Source organism: Neptunomonas japonica DSM 18939 (genome assembly GCF_000422765.1).
GTDB lineage: Bacteria > Pseudomonadota > Gammaproteobacteria > Pseudomonadales > Balneatricaceae > Neptunomonas > Neptunomonas japonica.
This window is the reverse complement of the sequence record NZ_AUGR01000020.1, coordinates 19,695-42,958: the sequence shown is the minus strand read 5'-3', so window position 1 is coordinate 42,958 and position 23,264 is coordinate 19,695. Positions and strand designations below refer to the sequence as shown.

The window sequence follows — 23,264 nt, the reverse complement described above, 5'->3', positions numbered from 1 at the left end:
TTACTTTCTCAGTAGCCTCAAGCCATTAGCAACCACCAATAAGCTTGCCCCCATATCAGCAAAGACGGCCATCCACATAGTGCCCATGCCCATAAGAGTTAACACCATAAACACCGCTTTAATGCCTAACGCTAGCGAGATATTCTGAATCAATATGGTGCGCGTATCGCGTGATAAACGTATGAATGAAGGCACTTTATGTAGATCATCATCCATCAAGGCAACATCGGCCGTTTCAATAGCGGTATCGGTTCCCATCGCTCCCATTGCAAAGCCAATATGCGCACGCGCCAGTGCCGGGGTGTCATTAATCCCATCACCTACCATGCCCACTAAACCTTCAGCTTCCATTGCTTTAATGGCGCTCAGTTTATCCTCTGGTAGTTGATTACCCCGTGCTTCATCAATACCGACTTGTTGAGCAATAGCCGTTGCTGTGTGCTGATTATCGCCCGTGAGCATTACGGTTTTGATCCCTAATTTCTGCAACTCGACAATCGCTTTGCGGCTGCTCTCTTTTACCGTATCAGCAACGGCGAAAAGTGCTAATACTTGCTGACTGCCCACCAGCATCACAACGCTTTTCCCTTGCTGCTCCAATCGAGCTAAACGCATTTCCAGCTCAGGGGTACATACACCGAGCTCTTCTATCAAGCGGTGGTTGCCTAAGATATATACTTTGTCGTCTATTTCTCCTTTAACGCCACGCCCTGCCAAAGCTTCAAATTTATCCACATAGGCATGAGTTAGGTTAGCACCATCAATTTCAGCAGCCTTAGCTATCGCAAGTGATACTGGGTGGTCAGAACGCACCGCTAAACTCACAGCCAAACGGCGGCATTCTCTCGTAACATCATCGATCGTGTCATCATTGCCTGAATGCAACACTTCAAACTCAGTTTGCACCGGTTTTCCATGCGTAATTGTGCCGGTTTTATCTAATGCTAAATATTTCAGCTGATGGCCGCTTTCCAGGTAAACACCACCCTTGATCAGAATCCCGCGCCGTGCGGCGGCAGCTAAACCACTCACAATAGTCACTGGAGTTGATATCACTAATGCACATGGGCAAGCGATCACCAGCAAGACCAGTGCTTTATAGACCCAATCAAACCAGCTAGCGCCCATCAATAGAGGAGGCAACACCGCCACACCTAACGAGATAACAAAAACAATAGGGGTATATAAGCGTGCGAATTGATCTACAAAACGTTGCGTAGGTGCTTTTGTTCCCTGTGCTTCTTCTACGGCGTGAATAATACGCGCCAAGGTGGTGTTATTTGCTGCAGCGGTTACCTTGTATTCAAAAGCACTGGCTTCATTGATAGTGCCGGCAAAAACCATATCACCCTTTACTTTATCCACAGGCAAGCTTTCGCCCGTAATAGGCGCTTGGTTTATTGTGGAGCAGCCACGTACTATCAGCCCATCTAAACCAATACGCTCGCCCGGTTTGATGCGAACAATACTGCCAACAACAACTGATTTAGCATCCACCAGTTGCCATGAACCATTCTCTTGCAAAACGGTGGCATTATCGGGTGTGAGCTGCATTAACCCAGAGATTGCGTTGCGTGCTCTATCTAATGACTTTGCTTCGATAAGCTCTGCCACAGTAAACAGCACCATCACCATGGCAGCTTCTGGCCACTGCCCCAAAATAAACGCACCTGTGACCGCTATACTCATGAGCGCATTAATATTCAGATCGCCATGGCGAACCGCCACCCAGCCTTTTTTATACATTGTTAAGCCGCTACACCCCACAGCGGTCAGCGCCAGTATAGCGGCTAACCAACTAGGTGCTGCCATCCAAGAAACAGCCTCCGCTGCTATGGCCGCTACACCCGCTACAGCCAAGGGCCACCACGGCTTTTTTTGCTCGACCACATCGGCAAGTTGGCCTTGCGCGTCTGGTACTTCAGGCTCAAAACCTAAGGAGCGCACGGCATCGAGCACGCTTTCCAATGAGCCCGTGGTGTGCACTACCGTGAGGATACGCTGCATCAAGTTAAACTCCATGCTGAGCACATCCGGCATCCCCCCCAACTTTTTACGAATCAATGCTTCTTCGATAGGGCAGTCCATCTGCATAATACGTATTGGCGTGCGTGCGCCCTCAGCGACTATTTGTGGCTGACCTATGGGTGAGGCGTTTAGCGACTCTAATAAAGACTCAGGAGCACAACACTTAGTGCTTTGGGCATCATGTTTTGTATGTTCAGGAACAGAGCTGTTTTTATGCGTTGAGCTGCAACACGTGCCGGCATCCTCTGCTGCATTACTCTTCATACGATCATCCACTCGATTATCGATTGAGTCACTCATAGCATCGCCCTTCATATAGTTATTACCTGCATTGTGCCGTATGCTTAGCATTAAACACCCTGAAGTTGCTTTAGGGTCAAGCGACTAATAATTAGAAACGCGTCAATCCGGAGGTCACATGAAAATAGGTGAGCTAGCCAAACAGGTTGGCGTTACGGTAGAAACTATCCGCTACTATGAAAATGAAGGGTTATTGCATGCGGCACTGCGCAACCCAGCGAATAATTATCGTCGTTATGATCAGGGGCATTTGGAGCGGTTAATTTTTATTCGTCGCTGCAGAACGCTGGCGATGACCCATAACGAGATAAAGGTACTGCTACAAGCGCGCATTCAGCCCGATGACAGTTGCGAAACTATCAACGAGTTGATTGATGAACATATACATCATGTGCAAGCCCGAATGGCAGAGTTAACAATACTGGAAACACAGCTTATTGAACTACGCGGCCAATGCCATGCAGCCCTGACCACGCGTGATTGTGGAATTTTACGTGAACTCGATCAGCCTACGGATGAGTTGACCGAGGCTCTTGTAGTGCAGAGCCACGTTGCTGGTAGCCAATGTAAAACACATCAACCTAAATAAACACCTCTGTATCTCTCCTTTAAGAAAGGTACAACGGGGATAGCTTTTCTGTGTTTACAGCTATCGATGATTGAGGAACCGAAAACGCCTGAACAGCTTTGTATAACTCCGTACCTTGCCATTTTTGGGCAACGGGGCTGGTAGCGCTCTGGCCGTAACTGTTTTGCTGTAAATCACGAATGGCCGCTTGTAACTCAGGGCTTACTCGCACTGACAGCTGGTTTAAATTACTACACTCTGGCCATAGACTCTGCCCCCACTGAATCAGAGCCAAACGTGCTTGCGTTGCATCATTGTTGGAACATGCTTGCTTAAGTGCCGTTACAGAAGGCGGCGGGAGCGGCATAGTATTTTCAGTTGTGTTGGTTGATGAATTTCTGCTTCTCTGCCAAAAAATCATAACCAAAGCGGTTATCACACTGCCCACAATAAGGCCTAAAAGCGCAACTAGCCATGGGCTTACGTTGTCATTATCCGTAGCACCACCTGTACTCTGTGGCGTTGTAGGCTTTGCTAATGGCGGAATAATGGCAGTAACAGGGGCCTGGCTTAAGGCTTGCACGGGAGCAGCCTGAGACGGGCGTGTTGGCTTTGCAGCTTGTGCTTTTCCTGGGGCAATATCTACTATTCTTGCTGCCAACACCGCCGTTTGTTCGCTATCACTTTGGACATCCCACCAAGGCAGAGTGATAGCAGGCAAGGTCAGTGCTCCTGATTTTTCAGGGATAAGCGTAACTTCTAGTGTTAAAACCGCTGTTAATCGATCATTTTCATACTGCTGTGCCACCTCAGGATTAGCCGCATACTGCTTAATGCCATCGATTTCAGGCAAAGGCAATTCCGAAATATGGTTTCGGCTAAGCCCTTCTGCTTTTAATCTAATAGTACGTGTTACAGGCTCCCCTACTGTGAACTGCTCACTACTCCACTCATCGCTTAACACTAGGTTTTCAGCAGGTAGCCAGACTTGGCCACTGAAGCTACCAGGAATAGGGGCAACACCTAGTTGATAACCTTGTGCTGATACCTGAACTCTACGCATGGCGGTAGGGTCTGAAAAAGCCCCCCCAAATGGATTACGCGTTAAGCGCCCGGTCTGTATTTGTCCGATAACTTGCGCAGGTGCTATTTCTAACGGGCCACTTTGCTCTGGCGTAATAAGCCATGTCTGTTCAACAACGGTGACCTGCCGGCCTTTAAGTGCTTGCTGGTACTGACGCTGCTCACCTAATGGTTCGATGAGTGCCTTGCCCTGTTGGATGCTCGGGCCTTGTAAAGAGGCATTGAAAATTTGCCGCCCCACCAGCAAGCTTGTCTGATAAATAAGCGGCTGCTGAACTCTAGGCTGCTCGCTCGAAAGCGTTGATAGCATCTCGATACCACCATCGGCAGCGGCTGGCTGCTGCACAGCCGTAACGCGCAATGCATGTGAACTAGTTTGATCACCATCAGCTCTTAGCGAGGGTACTTGTAAGTCGCCGCTACGTTTGGGCAACAGTGTTAGGATAAGTTCAGAAGAGCTTTCGTACGAGCCATTACGAATAACTCTCTTGGATTGCTGGCTCCGCCCCAACACTTCAAAATCTTTCTCTAGCGGCTTCAAACCAACCTGGTCAGCGTCGACATCTTCAAGGTCAATGCTCAAGCGGATACTCTCGCCTTGCTCAATCATGCTGCGGTTAATACTACTTTTAATCGCAGCATGAAGATTAACGCTGACACATAATAAGACAATAATTAGCCATACACGGCGAGCACTTACCATGCTTTTTCTTCTCCCGAATGTTGTTCTGCCTGCTGGCGATACTGGTATATAAACTTACGTCGCCACAAACCAGCAGGATCATCAACTATTCGGTTAAGGAGCTGCTGTCTTGCTTGCGCGGACTCGCTGATAGGCTCAGGCTGCTCTGAAGCATCACCGGACGCCGCTTGGCCATCATGTGGCCCAACCTTATCCATCTGTTGCTTAAGATAATCGGCCGCGCGCTGTTGTTCTTCAGCTTTCGCCGCCTCAGCATCTTGGGCTTGCTCTGTAGCTTGATCTGACGTTTCACTCGGTGAATCCTTTTGGGTCGATTCACTTTGTTGTGGCGTTTCGGCCGAAGCGTTATTTTCATCTTGATCGCCCTGCGAAGAATTATCCGCTGATGAGTTTTGTTGGCCCTGCTGATCTTGCTGATCTTGCTGATCTTGCTGATCTTGCTGATCTTGCTGATCTTGCTGATCAGATTGCCCTTGTTGCTGTGAGCTATTTTGCTGCTTTTTTTGTTCGCTGTCTTGTTCTGAATTACTTTTTGAACCTTGTTGGTTCTGTTTACCGTCTTGTTCTTTTTCCTGCTGCTTTTGTTTTTCTACAAGTTGCTTATTGAACGTCGCGTTTTCGTGCTCAGGGTCTCTCTGCAACGCCTGCTCGTAGGCAGAAATGGCCTCATCTAATTGCTGTTGTTGTGCCAGTATATTGCCGCGATTATACCAATCAGCGGCAGTTTTGGATTCAGGAAGACTTTCTATAGCCGCGGCATAATCTTGTGTTTCATATTGTGCTACCTGTTTCCAGCGCGCATCACTGAATGTTTGTGCCGCCGCCGCTTTATCGCCGGCTTGGTACTGCTGTGCTGCCTGTTGATCGGCGGTTCTCCATAAATTCTGCCATATGCTAGCCGCTGCGCCTTCCTTAACATCCACCTCACTTCCCGCCTCCACATTAGACGCAATGCCGAACGTACCTAAGCTTAAAGCACTAAAACATAGAGCGGGCAACAAGATAGTCGCAATACCACGGCGAAAAAGAGGTAATAATAAAGGCAGTGCTAACAATACAAACCAAGGGCCTTCTGCGACCCAGCGCTCAACCTCGCTACCTTGTTTTACCTCTTCGCGCTGGCCAGTACTAAATGTAGAAATTAAGGCACTCAGATCTGACTCCTCCGCGACTAACTGCACGGCAGTACCGCCCCCCAAACTCGCTGCTTCACGCATCTGCTGCATATCGGTACGTGCCAAAATCACTTGCCCCTGTTGATCTTTCATTGGCCCGAATTGTGTGGGTATCGGAGCGCCCTGTGCTGTCCCAACCGCTAAAATAGAGACGCTACGCCCTTGTTGAGCCAAACGGCTAGCAGAAGCGGCAATTTGGGCTGGGCTCACTTCATCACTCACTAATAAAACGGTCCCACCTCTGACACCTGCTTGTGCCAGTATATCGCCAGCTTTCGCCAAAGCGCGGTCTGCACGGCTACCCTGTGCAGGCATAATTTCAGGCGTCATCACGGGTAGCTGCGCTAAAATTGTACCGGTATCTTCTGTGAGCGGCGTTACCACAAAGGCATCTCCTGCATATACCAGCAGAGCCACTTGACTGTCGGGAAGACGCCCCAACAAATCTTCAATTTTAAAATGCGCCCGCTGTAAACGACTCGGCTTAATATCAGTCGCATTCATTGAGGCCGACAGGTCTAGCGCGATGACTACAGCGCCGCCGTGTTTAAATGCAGGTACGGGTTGTTGCTTCCATACAGGCTGTGCAGCCGCAACCGATAAGAGTACAGCCACCAATACGGCAATAGCCGGGGCACTGCTTGATCTTGCCTGCCCTTCTTTCATTAATAAAGGCAGTAATGCTGGATCACACACTTCAGACCAATACTGTGATGTGTTTCTTTTATGGCGTATCCAGCCATAACCCAACACAGCGAATAGGGGTAAAAGTAGCAACCAATAGGGTTGTTGAAAATGAAACGCTGCCAACACCTTATACCCTCCTTTTCTGCCATAACGCCGTTATACACAGCAAGAAAATACCTGCCAACAACGGCCATTGGTAAAGAGAGACAACAGGACGATAAAAATCTTCATCTTGGCCGATAGGCTCCAATTCATTGAGTAATGTGTAGATCTCAGATAGCTGCGCTAAATCTCTGGCACGAAAATACTGCCCACCGGTTTTAGCGGCAATGTTCTTTAAAGCCGCTTCATCTATCTGAGAAGTCCCGCCGCCAAAAAACCGACTAATTAAGCCACGCTGGCTGCGATCTCGACCAATACCTATCGTGTATATCTTTAACCCTTCGGCTGCGGCGAGTTCAGCCGCTTTGTCAGGCTCAATAGCACCGGCAGTATTCGTACCATCGGTAATTAACACCAGTACGCGTTGCTCGTTTTGCATCTCTTTAAAGCGCTTTACCGCTAAACCAATGGCGTCACCGATAGCGGTTGTTTTACCGGCTAAACCTACCTGCGCCTCATCCAACAGTTGTTTTACAGTTTGACGGTCATGCGTCAGTGGCGCCTGCAAATAAGCTTGCTCACCAAACAGAATCAGACCAATTCGATCACCCTCTCGGCGCTCAATAAAATCACCGGCAACCACCTTAGTGGCAATTAAGCGGTTGATCAGGCGGTTACCTAACTCAAAATCTTCTTCTAGCATACTTTCTGAAAGGTCGATGGCTAACATCATATCGCGCCCTTCACGCTGCTGAGGGACAGGCTCACCTAACCATTGCGGGCGCGCCGCAGATACCAGCAACAAACACCACGCCAGATACGCCAATAGAGTTATCCATAAACGACTGCGACGTTTATCCACAACTGAAGCACCAACCGCTTGCTCCATTGTTTCAAGAAAAGGGACTTGTAATGCACTCTGTTGTGAATGCGCAACAGCAGGAGAGAAGCGCCACACAAACCAAGGTAAAGGCAATAAAATCAGTAGCCATGGCCAAGCAAGGTCAAGCATTGTTGTGGCCTCTCTTACCTGCTGTCTTTAACCATTGCCGGCAACTTTTCAGCAAGGCAGCGCTATCGTATTCAACGTTCTGTTGATAAGCGCCATCTTTAAGGCATTGCAACGCTTCTGCCTCGCAACCTTTGCTGCTATTTAATAAGAACGCTATCCATGCATCGCCTGATAACGAGGCAACATCATGACGCGGGTAAAGCGTGAGCGCTGTGCGTTTAAGTAGTTGATTACAGTGCGTGAGCAGCGCCGTTTGATCACTTCCCTCTGGGGAATAACAGGCTTGAAGGCTCTTCAACTCTGCCAGTGCATAACGGCGCGGGTCAGCCCAACGACGGCGTAACCACCACACCAAACCAAACATGCTGGCAATGATTAACACTAGCAACAGCCACCAGCCAGGTGCCATTGGCCACCAACTAACGGGATCGGGTAACTGCATAGGACGGAGTTGCTCCATTAAACCGTCTCCTTCATAAGCGGCGACCGAAATAAGGGGTGCTGGTTTGTTTGCCAATGCGCAAACTCCACACCACGCAGATTACGCAAACGCTCGAGTAGCTGAATGCGTGCTTGAAACTGTTGGTGATAGCGCTGCTGTTGATGCTGATCAGCATCAACCAATAACTCGCGGCCACTCCCTAAAAACCGATATCGTCTACCGTGGGGTAACTTTTCTTCTAAGGGATCAGAGATCAACACCAGTTTTAATTCACAGCGCTGTGCCAGACGCATCAAGTGCTGCTGCACACTGTCATCGACATCGTGAAAATCACTGAAAATATATAATAAGGTGCCACTCGTAATAGTGCGCTCAGCCGTTGCTAATACATCAGACAAGCTCAACGGTACTGTTGCTGTTTCTTGCGCATCTACTGCTGCATTGCCCTCTTGGGCTAGATTACTCCCTTGAGTCAAACTGCTTTCATGGGCCAGCGCAGCCATCATCGCCATCACTTGCTGGCGATTACTGCTGGGCCGAAACAACTGCTCACCTTTAGCGCCTAAAATTTGCCCGCCAATGCGATCTCCATTAGCCAAAGTTGTCCAGATGGTCATTGCCGCCGCATAACATGCCAACACTGACTTATAGTGCCCTTGGGTCGCAAAAGACATAGGAGAGCGTAGGTCTGCCAACACAAAAACCGGACGCTCGCGCTCTTCTCGGTACAATTTCGTATGTGCTTCGCCGGTGCGCGCCATTAAGCGCCAATCCAGATGACGGATATCATCACCGGGTTGATACTCCCGCACATCATCGTACTCCATCCCACGGCCACGAATATGGCTGAGATGATGGCCCTCACGAATCGCCATTCTCTGGCGGCTAGGGCTACGTGCAGGCGGCCAGTGACGCAAACTGAGCAGTTCATCTAATGAAATACAATGGCGCTGCTGCGGCACAGGGCGTGGACTGTTATCACCGAGAAACATACTGACTTCTCCGCCTTAAGGCACTGCCACGCGAGCGATTAACTTGGTGATTAATTGATCTTTATCCAGACCATTCGCTTCGGAGATATAACTCAGGCCAATGCGGTGACGCAACACGCTCGGTAATATCTCTTGGATATCGTCCGGTGTCACAAAGTCACGCCCTTGCAGCCATGCCTTAGCTCGTACCGCACGGTCCAATGCAATAGTGGCACGCGGGCTCGCCCCAAATGTGAGGCTATCTTTGAGATCCTCACCATAAGCACCAATGTTACGCGTGGCCATTACTAGCGCGACTAAATAGTCTTCTAAGCTATCGGCCAAAAAGACATTCATCACTTCTCGCTGTGCTTCTAGTAATGCTGTTTCAGTCAGCACAACACTGGCTGAAGACTCCGCCTTTGCCGTATCTTGGGTGTGCTCATTACGCACCAACCTTAAAATTAGTTTTTCTTGCTCATGCTGCGGATAATCGACACGCACATGTAGCATAAACCGGTCTAGCTGCGCCTCTGGTAGAGGGTAAGTCCCCTCTTGCTCTAGCGGGTTTTGTGTCGCCATCACCATAAAAGAACGTGGTAGTGGGTAGGTAGTACCTGCCACCGTTACTTGGCGCTCGCCCATCGCTTCGAGCAAAGCAGACTGCACTTTAGCCGGTGCACGGTTAATCTCATCGGCCAGCAACATATTGCAAAATAGAGGGCCGGGACGAAACTGAAACTCGCCTTTTTGTGCATTAAAGATTTCAGTACCGGTGATATCGCTAGGCAACAGGTCAGGCGTAAACTGTGCGCGCTTAAACTCACCTTCGAGCAGATCACTGAGTGCATGGATAGTTCGGGTCTTAGCCAAACCTGGCGGGCCTTCAAGTAAAACGTGACCATCTGTCAGTAGAGCAATCAGTAAATGCTCAATCAAGCTATCTTGGCCCACGACTTTTTTCTGCAGTGCCGTACGTAGCTCGCTTAAAGTAGCCTGATGCTCGCTTGTTGCACTCACGGTTTTATCAGCGCTTTCCGGGCTCTTGCTAAGAACAACCTCTGCAGTCATGAGTTTTTTCCTGTGACAAAATGTAATGTGAGATTAAATGGTCATACATAGCCCATGCCTGAACAACTTCTACTAACATGCATCAGCTTACATATAACAAATCACTGTTAAAGTGACAGTTTATAGATAGCGACAACAGAAAAAAATTCAACGCCTGAACTAAATTATTCATAACATCGATATATTCACACCAGAAATAGACGTAACCGTTTTTAAGCAAGCTCTATGTGTGTGAGATCCGACACTTGAAAAGCATTAATAAACTGGGAAGATCATGCACCGTTAATAAAACAGTTCCCTACGTGAATATCTGATGTAGTGGTTGTTGGAACCTCTATTGAAGGCTACGAAGACTTATTAGCTATTTTCATGTAAGCCAATAACTTCGTTTTCTACTGCTTTTGATATCTGGTCAGCAAGCGCATCATCCTTAACTGCTCGTGCTAAAGTTACGCCACCAATAAGCATAGCGAGACTAGCCCACGTTTTTTTTGCATCTTGTTCGTTGCTATTGGCAAGCTCAAATACTTTAAGCAACTCAGCTTCAAATATTGCTCGTATCTCATCATTACTACGACCAACTTCAGGCGACAGGCTTTGCAGGGCACAGCTTTCAGTAAGGTCACACGTGCGTTTTTGATGGGTGTAAAACGTCGCAAATTCAGCCCACCAGCCTTCTCCCGCGTCTTGTTTCAGCTCCGAAATTGCAGTAAACAATCCTCCCATCCCAGAATTAATCGCTTCTTTAAAGGCTGCTTCTTTTGATTTGAAATGTCCGTAAAAAGCCCCAGAAGTAACGCCCGCGGCTTTGGCAAGGCCATCGACGCCAATACCGCTATAACCGGCTTTTTTAAAACTACGCTCCGACTCAATAATAATTTTCTTACGTGTTTCTGCTTTTTGATCTGGCTTATATCTCATGTCTTTGACCTGACTTACCTTCTAATGAGGCAATAGTATCATAAAATAACGATCACTATTCTTTACAAAGTAACAGCCATGCTATACGTTAATATAGCGATCGTTATCTTATGGTCTAAAATATATAATTTACCGGAGATTCACTATGCCAATATCACTTACATTTACGGAAAGAGCCATACCAAAAAGTGCTGAGAAGGAAGCAGGCAAACGCATTACAGCCGCTTTTCTTAAGTCACACTCCCTCGATGGGAATCAAGTGATGACACCGAATGTCACCTGTCACATCAATATTATTTCAAAAGATCAATCCTTATCGGGAGGAGAGCCTTTCACTGGCGCTTGGATTGAAACCAAAACACCAAGCTTTGCATTATGCTCCAGAGACGTTCAGGAAAACTTTTTCAAAGATGCCACCGACATCATTGAAGAGTTATCAAAGGGCAGCCTTCAGCGTAAACATATTTTTTCAAATGCGGTACATACAGTTGACGGAACATGGAATATGGATGGCAAAGCCATGACGAATGAACAATTAGGTGAAGCCATATCTAGAGGCTAACTTTTCCAACCTCATGGTATTTGAGAGTGTTCGCTTTCAAATATCATGACGAACTCGGTGAGAAAAACATATGCGAAGAATTTTACATACAATGCTTCGAGTTAGTGACATGCAAGAATCTGTAAATTTCTATACTCAAATTCTTGGTATGCGAATACTGCGCACATTAAAGCAACCAACCGAAAAGTACACTCTTGTGTTTCTTGGTTATGACGACGAATCCCAAACCTGCGCACTTGAGCTGACATACAATTACGGCATTTCAAACTATGAATTAGGTGATGCTTTTGGTCACATTGCAATCAGCGTTGATAATTGTCGGGACACCTGTAACGAAATCAAAGGAAAAGGCGGGACGATTGTTCTCGAACCTAAACCTCTTACCGGTAGTAACGAAATTATTGCATTTGTCATTGATCCCGACGGATACAAAATTGAACTTATACAAAGAATTACAAACTACGCTGATAATAACCCGCTTGGTATAGAACGTTCGCACATTTAGCTAAGGCCAAACTTAACGTACCCGCCATAACCCCCACCCAATGCGCTGGTGCATACAAAGGCCAGCCTTGCTGTGCTAATAGTAGATCAGCGTTGTTTTCTTCAACGACAAGCTTTAACCCGGCAATTAATAGTGGCAAAAAATGCAGTACGTCTCGCTGCTTATTGAAGTGTGCCCACAGTACCAGCGTTGCAGGGGCACAAAGAACACCCGACAAACCACAATAACGATCCAGCCCAAAGGGCGACAGTAGCAAGCAGTCCAACATAAATAATGCCATGCCAACAGAGACTATCAATTTTTTACGATGCCAGCATTCCGCAATACCTGCGAACACCATAAACCCAAGTAGGTCCCAGCCTAAATGCGCCTCACTGCTATGAACCAGGTGCCCCGTCAACAAACGCCACCACTGCTGTTGATCAACAATCAAAGCGCGATCAAAATAGAGCCATTGAAATAGTTCAGGTAACAAACCTAAGCCCAAAACCACTGCGCTAATAGCAACAGTGATCCAGGGCATAGTCCATTGATTATTCATCACTTCTTGTTTGTTTTTATAACAACAGATCTCGCTTTAAAGCCGGCTAGTAGTGATGGCAGGCCCAAAGCTAGGAGGATTAACAGTAGAGAGCTATCAATCGCACCACCACCGGTGCTTGCACGAGACTGCTGGAACATAGGCTGATTGCTATCGGCACGGTTGTCTTGCACATGCTCTCGCTGGCTGCGTTGTTGGCGAGCTTGCTGCTCTTTGCTAACGCGTTGCTGGTTAGTGCGCTTAATACCCAGTTGCTCGAACACCTCCTCTTCTACCACTAATAACGAGGTATAGTCAGTGACCAAGCCATACTGTACGGCTAAATCAGTCATGGCTTGCTCGGTGTCGGCATCAGCCCCCAAGTAATCCATTTTTTTCTGTAGTGCTTCTATCTTACTGTAGGCCCACAAGCGCTCTAGTTCTGGGTTATCTGTGGACACACCTGCTAACTCAACCTGAGTTTTGTACACACGCTCTTGTGCACCCACTTTACCGCGCAGTACTACTTCGGCTGTCCCTGCTTCAAAATAGTGACCAAACAACACCAATTGCTGTCCACGATAAACCGTATTGACCTGCTCTGGTGTTAGGTCACTCACCCGCCCGCCTTGGATACTTACTTCTATATCTCTCATAGAAGCATGATTAAGCTTGCTGGTTGCTAACATCACTTGGCCGATAACATCATCTGCATTAGAAATACTTGCAGCAAAACCGTTCGATAACTCTGTCATCTCCTGCAACATAGGACGATTAGCGCTGTTTCCCATAATAAAAGTGAACAGCCGCACGTCATTTTCTTTAACAAGCGTTAAAAAGTCTTTCTTTTCAGTGACACCGACATTGGCCACACCGTCTGTTACCAACACAATAGCCGTGGATCTATCGTCATCGAGGCGCTTTAAGCCTTTTGCTAAGCCCGCATATAAGTTGGTCCCTCCTCCTGTTCCATTGCTCTGTAGCTGATCAATATACCGCGTGACATTCTCGTTACTTATCTGTTGATAGCCGCCGGTCATATCACGTGCTTTATCGTTAAATGTAATCAATCGAAAGCGATCATTTGGCGGTAACTTTACAAGTGCTTGGCGAACACCTTCAAGAAGAGTGGAATACTTACCTTCCATAGAACCCGACACATCCAGCACAAACGTCCAATCACGATTACCTTGCACTGGAGGAAGGTCATCTCCAGGCGTCAAGGTAAGCATAAAAGTCCCTTGGGTATTATCAGGGTGTCGATAGCTCACTAGATCAACCGAGCCGGGTAGCCCTTCCTCTAACCGCCAGTACACCAAGATATCTTCACTTAAGGAGGCAGCAGGCTGATACGTGCCACTGCCTTCATCCACCTGAGCTGAAGAGGAAAGAGCCACTGTCCACTGTTGCGGTGATAGCTGTGTAACGATGGCATTAGCATGTTTGGGCAACCTAACGCCATCCAGTGGATAACTGGAGCGAATATCCATATTGAAACTAAAGCTTTCTTTCACGACTTCGTTGCGCGACCAAAAACTGTTTGTTTGCTCATCAACACCGCCATCTTCTAAAGGGTAGAGGTAGCGGCCTGTATTGGTATCAAGATGTGCTGCCTGCACATAGACTAGTTTAATGCGTACATCGGCATTGGCTTCAACAGGATAAATAAGACTATCAAACGTTTTGTAGCTGTCTTGCTCTGTTAGCGCGACATGATTACCCGCTTGTTTTTGTTGTTGGTAAATCTTTTTGGCTTGTTGTTTAGCGACAACCTCCCCTATCACTGGCTTGCCGTTTATCCAGTAAATAAACTCACCTACGGCCGCTCGCTCGGGTACGGGAAAGGAGTATTTTGCTTCTAGCTGCGTATTGCTCGGGTTATGAAATACCTGTTCAACAGTGGTGGTGACATAACCATCCTCCACCAGCACATTCACGTGATGCTGTTGAATGCTCAAATCTGGCAATGCACTGTTAACCGGTTTCATTAACCCTGCAGCTTGAGCGCTGAGCGAGACCCCAGCACATAACAACATTCCCCCAATGCACTTACTAATCATCTGTTTCCACAACATGGCAACTCTCCTCTCATGATCCACTTCTGTGGTGATGGAAAGTAGTGTTGTGATTTTTGCAACGAGAGAACAGCAGATGTACAAAAGTAGCGTATGCTGCAACCTTTGGTTACTTGGTACTTACCTACAGGGCGCTTAGTTATTTATTTTTTAATATGCTCTTTAAACAAGCTGGGCTGCCATTGTCGCATAGCCACCACCATCATAGTGCCATTACGTTCGCCCATCGCTAAGGTAGCGTCTTTACGGCTATACTCAGTAAACTCATTTATTAGTTTCTGCATCCGTTTTTGCAATTCAGCATTACTACTATTAGCAATGAGGCCGTTAGCTACGAGTAAATTATCGGATGATTTGGCAAAAGAAGCTTGAAAAAACTCTTCTTTAATTCGGCTGTGAAAAAAGTTCTGAATAGGCCCATTAGCAAGCCAATTGAAGTTTGGGGCTATACATAACTTAATGCGGTTATTAGGCTGTAACTCAATAATTTTTAACCGATCTAAAGCTGCTAACTTTTTGATTAACGTTGTTGGTTCAAGCGTATACTGATTGATAATCTCTTGAAATTTATAGCCATTCACGCAACAGATAGCGACCAGTAACAAGACCTGATCATCAACAATTTCCTGCTCTTGCTCACGACTCAAACCCTGCAGTTGTTGCTGCTGATGCGCCATTAATTGAAACAGTTCGCTGAGTTCGAGCCCGATACCGTCACAAATTTTTTCCAGACGCGGCAATGACAAATCACCTTCACGAAATAACCGCTTAATCGACGCTTCACTTAAGCCTAGTAATGACGCGATATCTTGATAGGTTTTGCCACTCGCCTTAAGCTGGCGCTTAAGCGTAGTAATCAAAGCATTGGTTTGCGGGCGGTGCTCTACAGAAGTCATAATCCTAGCTCACAAGAAATTTAAAAATCGAATAAAACCGCAGTAATCTTTAAAAAGGATCATTATGTAATACTATTTGTTTGATATGCCGCGCCTTTTACCGATAGTATTTCATCTCTTGAGTATTCGCCAATACTGGATGGTATACGAATCACACCAAGGAATATTCTTATGGATAAACTGCTCAAAATCACCGGCTCTTTAGCTTACTTAGCAGCAGTGTTTCTTAATGCCTTTGTAGACCTAGGCCACAAGATTGTTATTCAAAACACTATTTTTAAAGTTTACGATGACCAAACTCAGGTTATCCTAACCGCGATTATTAACGGCTTAATCCTGCTGCCTTTTATCTTACTGCTATCGCCGTCTGCATTTGTGGCCGATAAATACCCCAAAAACCGAGTCCTTAAAGCGGCTGCTTGGTTTGCACTCGGCCTTACTTTAGCCATTACTTTTTGTTACTACCAAGGCTGGTTTTGGGCGGCATTTGCAATGACCTTTTTACTGGCCGTGCAATCAGCCTTTTATTCGCCGGCCAAGTACGGCTACATTAAGCCTCTTTTTGGCAAGGAGGGTTTAGCACCCGCTAATGCGATGGTGCAAGCTGTTACTATTATTGCCATTTTGGCAGGCACCGTGGTGTATTCCCTCTTCTTTGAATCTATGTACCCCCAGGGCGCTACCGATAGCAGTACTATTCTCCTCGCTATCGCGCCTTTGGGTTGGGTCTTAGTGTTCAATGCAGCACTTGAGCTACTAGCCATGTACCGCCTGCCTACGCTCGAACAAGGCGAACCATCAAAGCAGTTCTCGGTGCCGGATTACGTTAAAGGCAAACTCGTTGCTAACAATCTTAAAACAGTCAACAGCCGTGCCGTTATCCGCTTATCCATCATTGGGCTGGCAACATTTTGGTCTGTGGGACAAGTGCTTTTAGCAACGTTTCCATCTTACGCAAAAGATAGCTTTGGTATTACTAACACGGTCATCATTCAGGGCGTGCTCGCGTGTACGGGGCTTGGTATCGTGTTTGGATCTTGGTTGGCTGGGCGGGTATCACGACACCATATTGAAACAGGCCTCGTTCCCGTGGGTGCGCTAGGTGTTGCGCTTAGCTTATGGCTGCTGCCAAGCATCACAACACTACAAGGGCAAGCATTGCTATTTACGGCAGTGGGTATCTTTGGAGGGTTATTCATTGTCCCCTTAAATGCCTTAATACAATTTCATGCCGAAGATCATGAAATGGGGAAAGTGCTCGCCGTTAATAACTGGGTACAAAATGTGGCTATGGCGAGCTTTTTAGCACTCACCGTGGTGTTTGCTCTACAAGGGTTCGAAAGCCGCACTCTGCTACACATTATCGCTGGCGTGGCACTCATCGGTGGTGTTTATACCATCGTAAAACTACCGCAAAGCTTGGTGCGCGTTATTCTTAGCTCACTCATGAGCAGACGCTACCGGGTTAAAGTACAGGGGCTAAAGAACCTCCCTAGCAGTGGTGGCGTACTCTTGTTGGGCAACCATATTAGTTGGGTAGACTGGGCCATCATTCAAATAGCCAGCCCCCGCCCCATTCGATTTGTCATGTTAAAATCCATTTACGATAAATGGTATCTCAACCGTTTTCTAAAAATGATGGGCTGTGTACCTATTCAACAAGGAAAAACAAGCAAAGACTCCTTAGCTAAAGTAACCGAGGCACTTAATGCTGGCGAAGTTGTATGTATTTTCCCCGAAGGTAGCATTAGCCGTACCGGCCACCTTGCTGAGTTTCGCCGTGGCTATGAGCTAGCCTGTAAAGAAGCCAACGATAACGTAAGCATTGTGCCGTTTTACCTTCGCGGCCTATGGGGCAGCAAATTCTCGCACTCTTCTGAGCGGCTAAAACGCTATAGCGCGCGTGGTATAAAGCGTGATCTTGTAGTGTCTTTTGGCGCTCCGTTAGATAAAAACACGACTGTTGATGTGCTTAAACGCCGTGTATTTGATCTCTCTATCAGCTCTTGGCAGAAGCATGTTGAACAACTACCCACATTATCCGAAGCATGGATCAATACTGCTAAGCAGCAAGGCACTGATCTAGCCATTGCTGACACGACGGGGACAGAGCTTTCAGGTTTGAGCGCTCTGGCTGGAGCCATGGGCATGTCTCGCCGTATTGGCAAACTCAGCCCCGAGGAGCGAGTCGGCTTATTAGTCCCGACCAGCGCCGGTGGTGTACTCGCCAATATGGCGTCCCTCATGGCGGGTAAAACCGTTATAAACCTGAACTACTCAGCCTCTATCGATGCACTGGTATCTGCTGTTAAACAAGCACAGATCAAAACTATTTATACCTCTGAGCGGTTTGTTAAAAAGCTGGAAAAGCGTGGCGTAGATCTCACACCACTGTTTGATGGTGTGCAGGTTGTTTATCTAGAAGAGATGAAAAAGACTATCGGTAAAGGAGAGCTACTAGGCCATTGGTTAATGGCGAAGCTTCTTCCTGCATCGTTACTTGCACGTTTAGTGTGTAAACAGCGCGACCCTCTTGCAACAGCGGCTATTCTCTTTTCAAGCGGCAGTGAAGGCGCTCCCAAAGGCGTTATGCTGAGCCATCGCAATATAATGGCCAACGTTAAACAAGCGGCCGATGTGCTCAACATGAATGATGATGACGTTATCATGGCCTCATTACCCTTGTTCCATGCGTTTGGATTAACCGTCACCCAGTTCTTACCCCTGATCGAAGGCTTACCGATGATCTGCCACCCTGACCCAACGGACGCTCTGGGTATCGCTAAAGCCGTGGCCAAGCATCAAGCAACCGTCATGTGTGGTACATCAACCTTCCTTAGGCTTTTTGCCCGCAACCACAAAGTACACCCGCTTATGTTCGACAGCTTACGCATCGTTGTTTCTGGGGCGGAAAAGCTCAATACCGATGTACGCGATAGTTTCCAATTAAAATTTGGTAAGCCCATTCTCGAAGGTTACGGCTGTACTGAAACCACACCGGTTGCCAGCGTAAACCTACCTGATGTACTTGATACCCAATACTGGAAAGTACAAAAAGGCGGAAAACAGGGCACCGTAGGCATGCCGCTACCGGGAACAAGCTTTAAAATAGTCGACCCAGAAAGCTACACCGAGCTAGCAACAGGCGAAGCGGGAATGATCCTCATTGGTGGCGTGCAAGTGATGCAGGGCTATCTAAACAACCCAGAGAAAAATGCTGAAGTCCTAAAACAAATTGACGGTGAACGTTGGTATGTAACCGGTGACAAAGGCTCAATCGATGAACAAGGATTTTTAACGATTTTGGATCGCTACTCACGGTTTGCCAAAATAGCGGGCGAGATGATTAGCTTAAGCGAACTAGAGCAAAACGTACGCAATGCGATACCTGAAAAAGATATAGAGCTTGTTGCTATCAACCTACCCTGCAATAAGAAAGGTGAATCGATCACACTACTCTATGAAGGAGACTTAGAGACTTCTGAAGTGAGGCAAACGATGTTAGCGAATGGCGTTAGCGGTTTAATGATCCCATCCAATTGGATAGCCGTGGATGCAGTGCCCAAATTAGGGTCGGGGAAAAACGATTTTGCAACGGCTAAACAACTGGCATTGAGCGAAACCGCTTAAAGTACTGCAAAAAAATACCGGGTCTCTGTGGTTAGCAGGCTCGGTATTTTATCACTCATCTAGATTTAGGCGCTGAAAAGTTACAACTGAATCTTCAGCTAAAATAAGTACAGCCTGGAAACAATATTACGTAAAGGAAATATCCAGCTCATCCCAAAAATCTGAATTAGTAATATCGACATTATCTGGATCATCAAAACAATCCGTTACAGCAATATTTTTTCTTTTTACTTTTATTGCCCAAGAATCAGCTTCATTGTGATTGATTACATCGTTTTCAATTTGAGATCTATAATTATCTTTAAAATCAAGCCATTCGGCCAACCCTTCAATTCCAAAATCTGGAATTAGCACTTTATTAATAGTGTCACACTCAAACAAAGGACTTACATCAACACCATCAAATTTGCAAAGTAACTTTAAAGACTCTAATTCTTTTAAATGCCTTACGAACTCAATATTTTGAATAACATGATCACTCTGTATAATTAACTTCTTCAGTCTAGGAAACTGCTTTATAAAACTAAAATCTTTAAAGTCACACCAAGTGATATCAAGCTCAGTAATTGTTGGCCATGTATTTACAACCGTAATATTATCAACATGAAACAACCGAAGAAAAGTAAGTTTATTATTGAAGCAGTTATCAAATTTAACTTGCCGAGAGCCAAACAAACGTAACTCATGCAATGATTCAAAAGAAAGCATGTCAGACATCGAGAATTCGTTATATATTAAAACTGATAATATAGCGCAGTTTTTAAAACAATTAGAATCATTAAAGATTTTTGAAGAAGTTATCCTTGCAACATATAGCGACAGCAATGATTCCATAAGTTCAATATTTGAGAAAGTATCAATTTTTGATCCAGAATAAATTGAAACACTCCTCAGTTTTTTCATCTCACTCAATCTATCTATATCAGCAGAGGTAACTTCAGGGCTAATATAAATAGCTTTCGCATTTTTAAAGCATTGAATAAGTAAAAGTTGTTCACTGTTTTCAATATTTAAGCTTATTATTTTATCAGCATGAGGCTTTAGAGCTTCATTAAAGTATAAATCTATGTTTGACTGGCCAGCCCATTCTTTATATAACTGGTCAACAACAGTCTTTCTTGTATCATTAGATAATTTACTCAGAGATTTTATGGCTGACTTAGTAGTCTCTGGATCGTTAGAACTTTCATCAGAAGATATTTTTGCTAGGGTACGAATACATGCCACAACCTCTTTATATTTTGTAAAGCGTCTAACATCCCCTAGCTCTTTTACAGCCAGAGACTTTCCGGATGCTAGACTGTTTGCCTCTGTTAAATTCTTAGGTGGAATTATCTTTTTTATTTGGCTCTTCAATTCCTTTTGAATTCCAATCGGCTGTATGTAAATTGTCTCACTTAAGCACGATACAGAAAGAAGAATAAGTTTTTTAGAGTTTGTTTTTTCTTTACTTGCTCTTTTTATAAGCTGTTCTAAAAATGAAGTTACGTTTTCTTTTGTAAAAAGGCCAACGCACATTTTCACAGTTTCATGCCAAGTATCATCTGTGCACTTACTAACCAAATAACTTAAAGAAGATCTTTCACTTATTCTTTTAGCACAAAGAAATTCTTGGAATGTTTTATGAGTAAAATCCACATAACCTATAGTTGGCTCTCTAATTATGCCGCACCTATCAAGGAGTAAGTTTAGTACTTCGTTCGCAGAATCCTTTACAGATAGAACCTCAATAGTTTGCTCAATTATTTTTTCTACATCAGCCTTTGGGGCAGTCGAATGGCCATTCATTTGAAACCAATCCGCCAACTCAGTTAAGATGCGTTTTCTAATCTTACCTGGTACAACAGGATAACCATCATCGCTTATATGTCTTTCAATATTCCGCCTTATTAGCATCATTTCAATACAGGCTTCATAAAGCTCAGTCTTTTCTTCAGGCAATCTTTCCCTTCGCTCTTTATGGAGAGAGCATATCATCCCACATAATAAAGGGGTATTAGTAAGAGATACTAGTGCTCGATTCTCATGTATGGTGCGTTTTAATTTTTCGCCTAACTCAAGATACTTTCTCCTGTCCTCTGAAGAGGGATAATTATGTGAGACAGCTGCATGCCAGTGATCAATAAATTTATCAATATGCTGACTTGCCATCTCTTCAAGTTCGGCAGAGTAAAAACCAACCTTTTTTAACCAATCCTTTGTTGCTGCAGTAGGCCTTGAGGTAACTATGAAGCGACACTCCGAATACGTAAATACTAAATCTTCAATCCACTCCCTAACTTCTATTCGTTTTGATCTTTGAAGTTCGTCCACTCCATCAATCAATATAATAGCATCCCCACTGTTTAACTTATCTCTAACCCAGCCCTCAGGCTCTTCAAGATGTAGTACAGAAGATATACTTGAAATAAAATCATCAGGGCCAGGAAAATCCTTATTATGAAAATCTCTTAGTTTTATTATAAATGGTAAGTCATTATTTAGTTTTGATAGCCTATTTCTATATTGTAGCGACGCGGAATTAACTGCTATCCACTGTAAAATAGTCGTTTTTCCACTTCCAGCTAACCCTCTAATAAGAATTCGTTTTTCTTTTGATAAAACTCTCTCAATAGGAAGGCTTTGATTGTTTCCTGAATCATCCTCTGATTTTGCTCTAATCGAAACATATGCAACATTTAAAGTATGCACTTTAGAAGACTCTTGCAGATCAACTCCATACAAATCAATTTTACTGTTTTTTTGAGTAACCCAGTTTCTATATTTTTTTTCAAAATCAATTTTATTTTTACTTTGATCTTTAGCGCATGCTACATAGTTTATAGCTAAAAGTTGATTCAAAACTTCAGATATCAAGCTTGTAACTTCGGAACTTCTTTTCAAAATCTCTTTAATCGCATCTATTTTGAATTCTGGCAATTTAAGCATGGATGCGGTCAAAGATACTGAATAAAACGATACCAGAGTCTTATAGAGTTCTAGAGGTTTATCACCATATATTTTCTCATATGCAGGTCCCTTATTTATTATTATTTTTTTCTCAAGCTGTGGAGCTTCATAGTCAATGTCAAGTAAGAATCTCTTTGTAATGCCTGCAGCATAAGTCGATTCTTTAAATGCATTCACTACAGTTTCTATTTCTTCTTCGGTATAAGATTCAATATCAATTATTTTACTTATACTTTCGTTTATTTCAATTTCTATACCACTGCATATATGAGCCAGTTTTAAATTATCAACATGATCTTTTGCTATATCAAATGATGCATCATTAGAATTAATAAGAAAGTCAAAACAATTACTATCTAGATCATTCTCAACCCATAGTGTAAAAATACTTTTAGAAATAAATTTTGCTATTGGGAATATGGCTATTGATAAATCCATTTAAATACCATTTTTAATAAACTAATAGAAAGGAGCGTCACTGCTTTGCGGCACACATTGAATTGAAGCCTAACTTAATAATCATAACAAGATAACTTTTGTATGTAATCCATATCTTTATAGCGTCCTTTTCTTTATTTATCAATAGCTTTTAGTGGAGCATTCGTGATTAAGCGATGACCTATTCACTGCACTAGCTTAGTTCATTCTCATCATATCTCTGCGTACAGTTATTGACAGAACTCCAAGGCGATACCTGCGATTCGCTATCATGCTCAGCCCTACGCACTGACCACCGTTTAGCCCGAGTTAGCAGCATCGTTGCTTTGCCTTTAATTCGATCAATAACACCACGCACACGGCTTATAATTTCACCGTAGTCGTTTTCTTCCTGTAGCCCACACTCAGTACGTCGGATTACTTTATGTAGCTGTAGGGCTTGATCCTTTCATTTACAGCTGGGCCCTCCCATTAGTGTAACAAAGGCCTTCCAGTTTGATTCATCCGCCGCTGAACGTGCTTGATGCTCTCTGGCTGTTGCTCATCTGACTTATGAAAAAAACAGCATTTCCGGAAGGGTTTATCGAGCCAGCCTCATCAATAAATTAGCCTTTACTGTATCCATA

The 23,264-nt window shown here is 45.0% G+C and carries 16 protein-coding genes; 4 read left to right on the top strand and 12 right to left on the bottom strand.

Translation table 11 applies throughout. From position 1 onward, the window contains the following. Complete coding sequence (locus G511_RS0113660) at nucleotides 1–2,328, bottom strand: heavy metal translocating P-type ATPase (RefSeq protein WP_245574033.1); 2,328 nt, start codon at nucleotides 2,326–2,328, stop codon at nucleotides 1–3. 118 nt (nucleotides 2,329–2,446) lie between these two features. Here G511_RS0113660 and cadR point away from each other — a divergent pair, with 118 nt between their 5' ends. Next, a complete protein-coding gene (cadR, locus tag G511_RS0113655; RefSeq protein ID WP_028470120.1) occupies nucleotides 2,447–2,917 on the top strand; it encodes a Cd(II)/Pb(II)-responsive transcriptional regulator in 471 nt (156 codons plus the stop codon). A gap of 19 nt (nucleotides 2,918–2,936) precedes the next feature. On the opposite strand, the gene G511_RS0113650 is transcribed toward cadR, so the two are convergent. The 7 genes from G511_RS0113650 to G511_RS0113620 all read right to left on the bottom strand — a co-directional run bounded on the left by G511_RS0113650 (nucleotide 2,937) and on the right by G511_RS0113620 (nucleotide 11,063). Continuing rightward, on the bottom strand, nucleotides 2,937–4,682 hold the full coding sequence (locus G511_RS0113650) for a BatD family protein (RefSeq protein ID WP_028470119.1): 1,746 nt from the start codon (nucleotides 4,680–4,682) through the stop codon (nucleotides 2,937–2,939). Continuing rightward, nucleotides 4,676–6,670, bottom strand: a complete 1,995-nt coding sequence (locus G511_RS0113645; RefSeq protein ID WP_028470118.1) for a VWA domain-containing protein — start codon at nucleotides 6,668–6,670, stop codon at nucleotides 4,676–4,678. The genes G511_RS0113650 and G511_RS0113645 overlap by 7 nt, the downstream gene beginning before the upstream one ends. Nucleotide 6,671: 1 nt before the next feature. Continuing rightward, complete coding sequence (locus tag G511_RS0113640) at nucleotides 6,672–7,658, bottom strand: vWA domain-containing protein (RefSeq protein ID WP_028470117.1); 987 nt, start codon at nucleotides 7,656–7,658, stop codon at nucleotides 6,672–6,674. Further along, nucleotides 7,651–8,118 carry a DUF4381 domain-containing protein gene (locus G511_RS22935; RefSeq protein WP_051222053.1) on the bottom strand — a complete coding sequence of 156 codons (468 nt, stop codon included), beginning with the start codon at nucleotides 8,116–8,118 and terminating at the stop codon, nucleotides 7,651–7,653. Before G511_RS22935 ends, G511_RS0113640 begins: the two co-directional genes overlap by 8 nt. After that, complete coding sequence (locus G511_RS22930; protein ID WP_051222051.1) at nucleotides 8,118–9,092, bottom strand: DUF58 domain-containing protein; 975 nt, start codon at nucleotides 9,090–9,092, stop codon at nucleotides 8,118–8,120. Before G511_RS22930 ends, G511_RS22935 begins: the two co-directional genes overlap by 1 nt. Before the next feature lie 15 nt (nucleotides 9,093–9,107). Further along, nucleotides 9,108–10,142 carry an AAA family ATPase gene (locus G511_RS0113625; RefSeq protein WP_036552081.1) on the bottom strand — a complete coding sequence of 345 codons (1,035 nt, stop codon included), beginning with the start codon at nucleotides 10,140–10,142 and terminating at the stop codon, nucleotides 9,108–9,110. Between the two features lie 357 nt (nucleotides 10,143–10,499). Next, a complete protein-coding gene (locus G511_RS0113620) occupies nucleotides 10,500–11,063 on the bottom strand; it encodes a TetR/AcrR family transcriptional regulator (protein ID WP_028470115.1) in 564 nt (187 codons plus the stop codon). 145 nt (nucleotides 11,064–11,208) lie between these two features. On the opposite strand from G511_RS0113620, the gene G511_RS0113615 reads away from it, so the two are divergent. Then, nucleotides 11,209–11,625, top strand: coding sequence for a hypothetical protein (locus G511_RS0113615; protein ID WP_028470114.1), 417 nt, complete (start codon nucleotides 11,209–11,211; stop codon nucleotides 11,623–11,625). A 70-nt stretch (nucleotides 11,626–11,695) separates the two neighbouring features. Beyond that, nucleotides 11,696–12,130 (top strand): lactoylglutathione lyase, encoded by a 435-nt coding sequence (gene gloA, locus G511_RS0113610; protein WP_036552079.1) that lies wholly within the window; start codon nucleotides 11,696–11,698, stop codon nucleotides 12,128–12,130. Here gloA and rrtA read toward each other — a convergent pair. The 3 genes from rrtA to G511_RS0113595 form a co-directional block, all read right to left on the bottom strand. Continuing rightward, nucleotides 12,078–12,671, bottom strand: coding sequence for a rhombosortase (gene rrtA, locus G511_RS23915; protein ID WP_051222049.1), 594 nt, complete (start codon nucleotides 12,669–12,671; stop codon nucleotides 12,078–12,080). The two genes, gloA and rrtA, sit on opposite strands and share 53 nt — an antisense overlap. Continuing rightward, nucleotides 12,671–14,725, bottom strand: coding sequence for a VIT and vWA domain-containing protein (locus G511_RS0113600; protein ID WP_028470112.1), 2,055 nt, complete (start codon nucleotides 14,723–14,725; stop codon nucleotides 12,671–12,673). The genes rrtA and G511_RS0113600 overlap by 1 nt, the downstream gene beginning before the upstream one ends. A 143-nt stretch (nucleotides 14,726–14,868) precedes the next feature. Further along, on the bottom strand, nucleotides 14,869–15,621 hold the full coding sequence (locus G511_RS0113595; RefSeq protein WP_036552078.1) for a helix-turn-helix domain-containing protein: 753 nt from the start codon (nucleotides 15,619–15,621) through the stop codon (nucleotides 14,869–14,871). 171 nt (nucleotides 15,622–15,792) lie between these two features. On the opposite strand from G511_RS0113595, the gene G511_RS0113590 reads away from it, so the two are divergent. Then, a complete protein-coding gene (locus tag G511_RS0113590) occupies nucleotides 15,793–19,251 on the top strand; it encodes an acyl-[ACP]--phospholipid O-acyltransferase (RefSeq protein ID WP_028470110.1) in 3,459 nt (1,152 codons plus the stop codon). Nucleotides 19,252–19,377: 126 nt separating this feature from the next. Here G511_RS0113590 and G511_RS0113585 read toward each other — a convergent pair whose 3' ends face one another. Then, on the bottom strand, nucleotides 19,378–22,638 hold the full coding sequence (locus tag G511_RS0113585; protein WP_028470109.1) for an NACHT domain-containing protein: 3,261 nt from the start codon (nucleotides 22,636–22,638) through the stop codon (nucleotides 19,378–19,380). Nucleotides 22,639–23,264: the final 626 nt, after the last annotated feature.

Coding starts and splice junctions, on each gene's coding strand:
- G511_RS0113660 (WP_245574033.1), bottom strand. CDS start 2,328: ATGAGTGACTCAATCGATAATCGAGTGGATGATCGTATGAAGAGTAAT.
- cadR (WP_028470120.1), top strand. CDS start 2,447: ATGAAAATAGGTGAGCTAGCCAAACAGGTTGGCGTTACGGTAGAAACT.
- G511_RS0113650 (WP_028470119.1), bottom strand. CDS start 4,682: ATGGTAAGTGCTCGCCGTGTATGGCTAATTATTGTCTTATTATGTGTC.
- G511_RS0113640 (WP_028470117.1), bottom strand. CDS start 7,658: ATGCTTGACCTTGCTTGGCCATGGCTACTGATTTTATTGCCTTTACCT.
- G511_RS22935 (WP_051222053.1), bottom strand. CDS start 8,118: ATGGAGCAACTCCGTCCTATGCAGTTACCCGATCCCGTTAGTTGGTGG.
- G511_RS22930 (WP_051222051.1), bottom strand. CDS start 9,092: ATGTTTCTCGGTGATAACAGTCCACGCCCTGTGCCGCAGCAGCGCCAT.
- G511_RS0113625 (WP_036552081.1), bottom strand. CDS start 10,142: ATGACTGCAGAGGTTGTTCTTAGCAAGAGCCCGGAAAGCGCTGATAAA.
- G511_RS0113620 (WP_028470115.1), bottom strand. CDS start 11,063: ATGAGATATAAGCCAGATCAAAAAGCAGAAACACGTAAGAAAATTATT.
- G511_RS0113615 (WP_028470114.1), top strand. CDS start 11,209: ATGCCAATATCACTTACATTTACGGAAAGAGCCATACCAAAAAGTGCT.
- gloA (WP_036552079.1), top strand. CDS start 11,696: ATGCGAAGAATTTTACATACAATGCTTCGAGTTAGTGACATGCAAGAA.
- rrtA (WP_051222049.1), bottom strand. CDS start 12,671: ATGAATAATCAATGGACTATGCCCTGGATCACTGTTGCTATTAGCGCA.
- G511_RS0113600 (WP_028470112.1), bottom strand. CDS start 14,725: ATGTTGTGGAAACAGATGATTAGTAAGTGCATTGGGGGAATGTTGTTA.
- G511_RS0113595 (WP_036552078.1), bottom strand. CDS start 15,621: ATGACTTCTGTAGAGCACCGCCCGCAAACCAATGCTTTGATTACTACG.
- G511_RS0113590 (WP_028470110.1), top strand. CDS start 15,793: ATGGATAAACTGCTCAAAATCACCGGCTCTTTAGCTTACTTAGCAGCA.
- G511_RS0113585 (WP_028470109.1), bottom strand. CDS start 22,638: ATGGATTTATCAATAGCCATATTCCCAATAGCAAAATTTATTTCTAAA.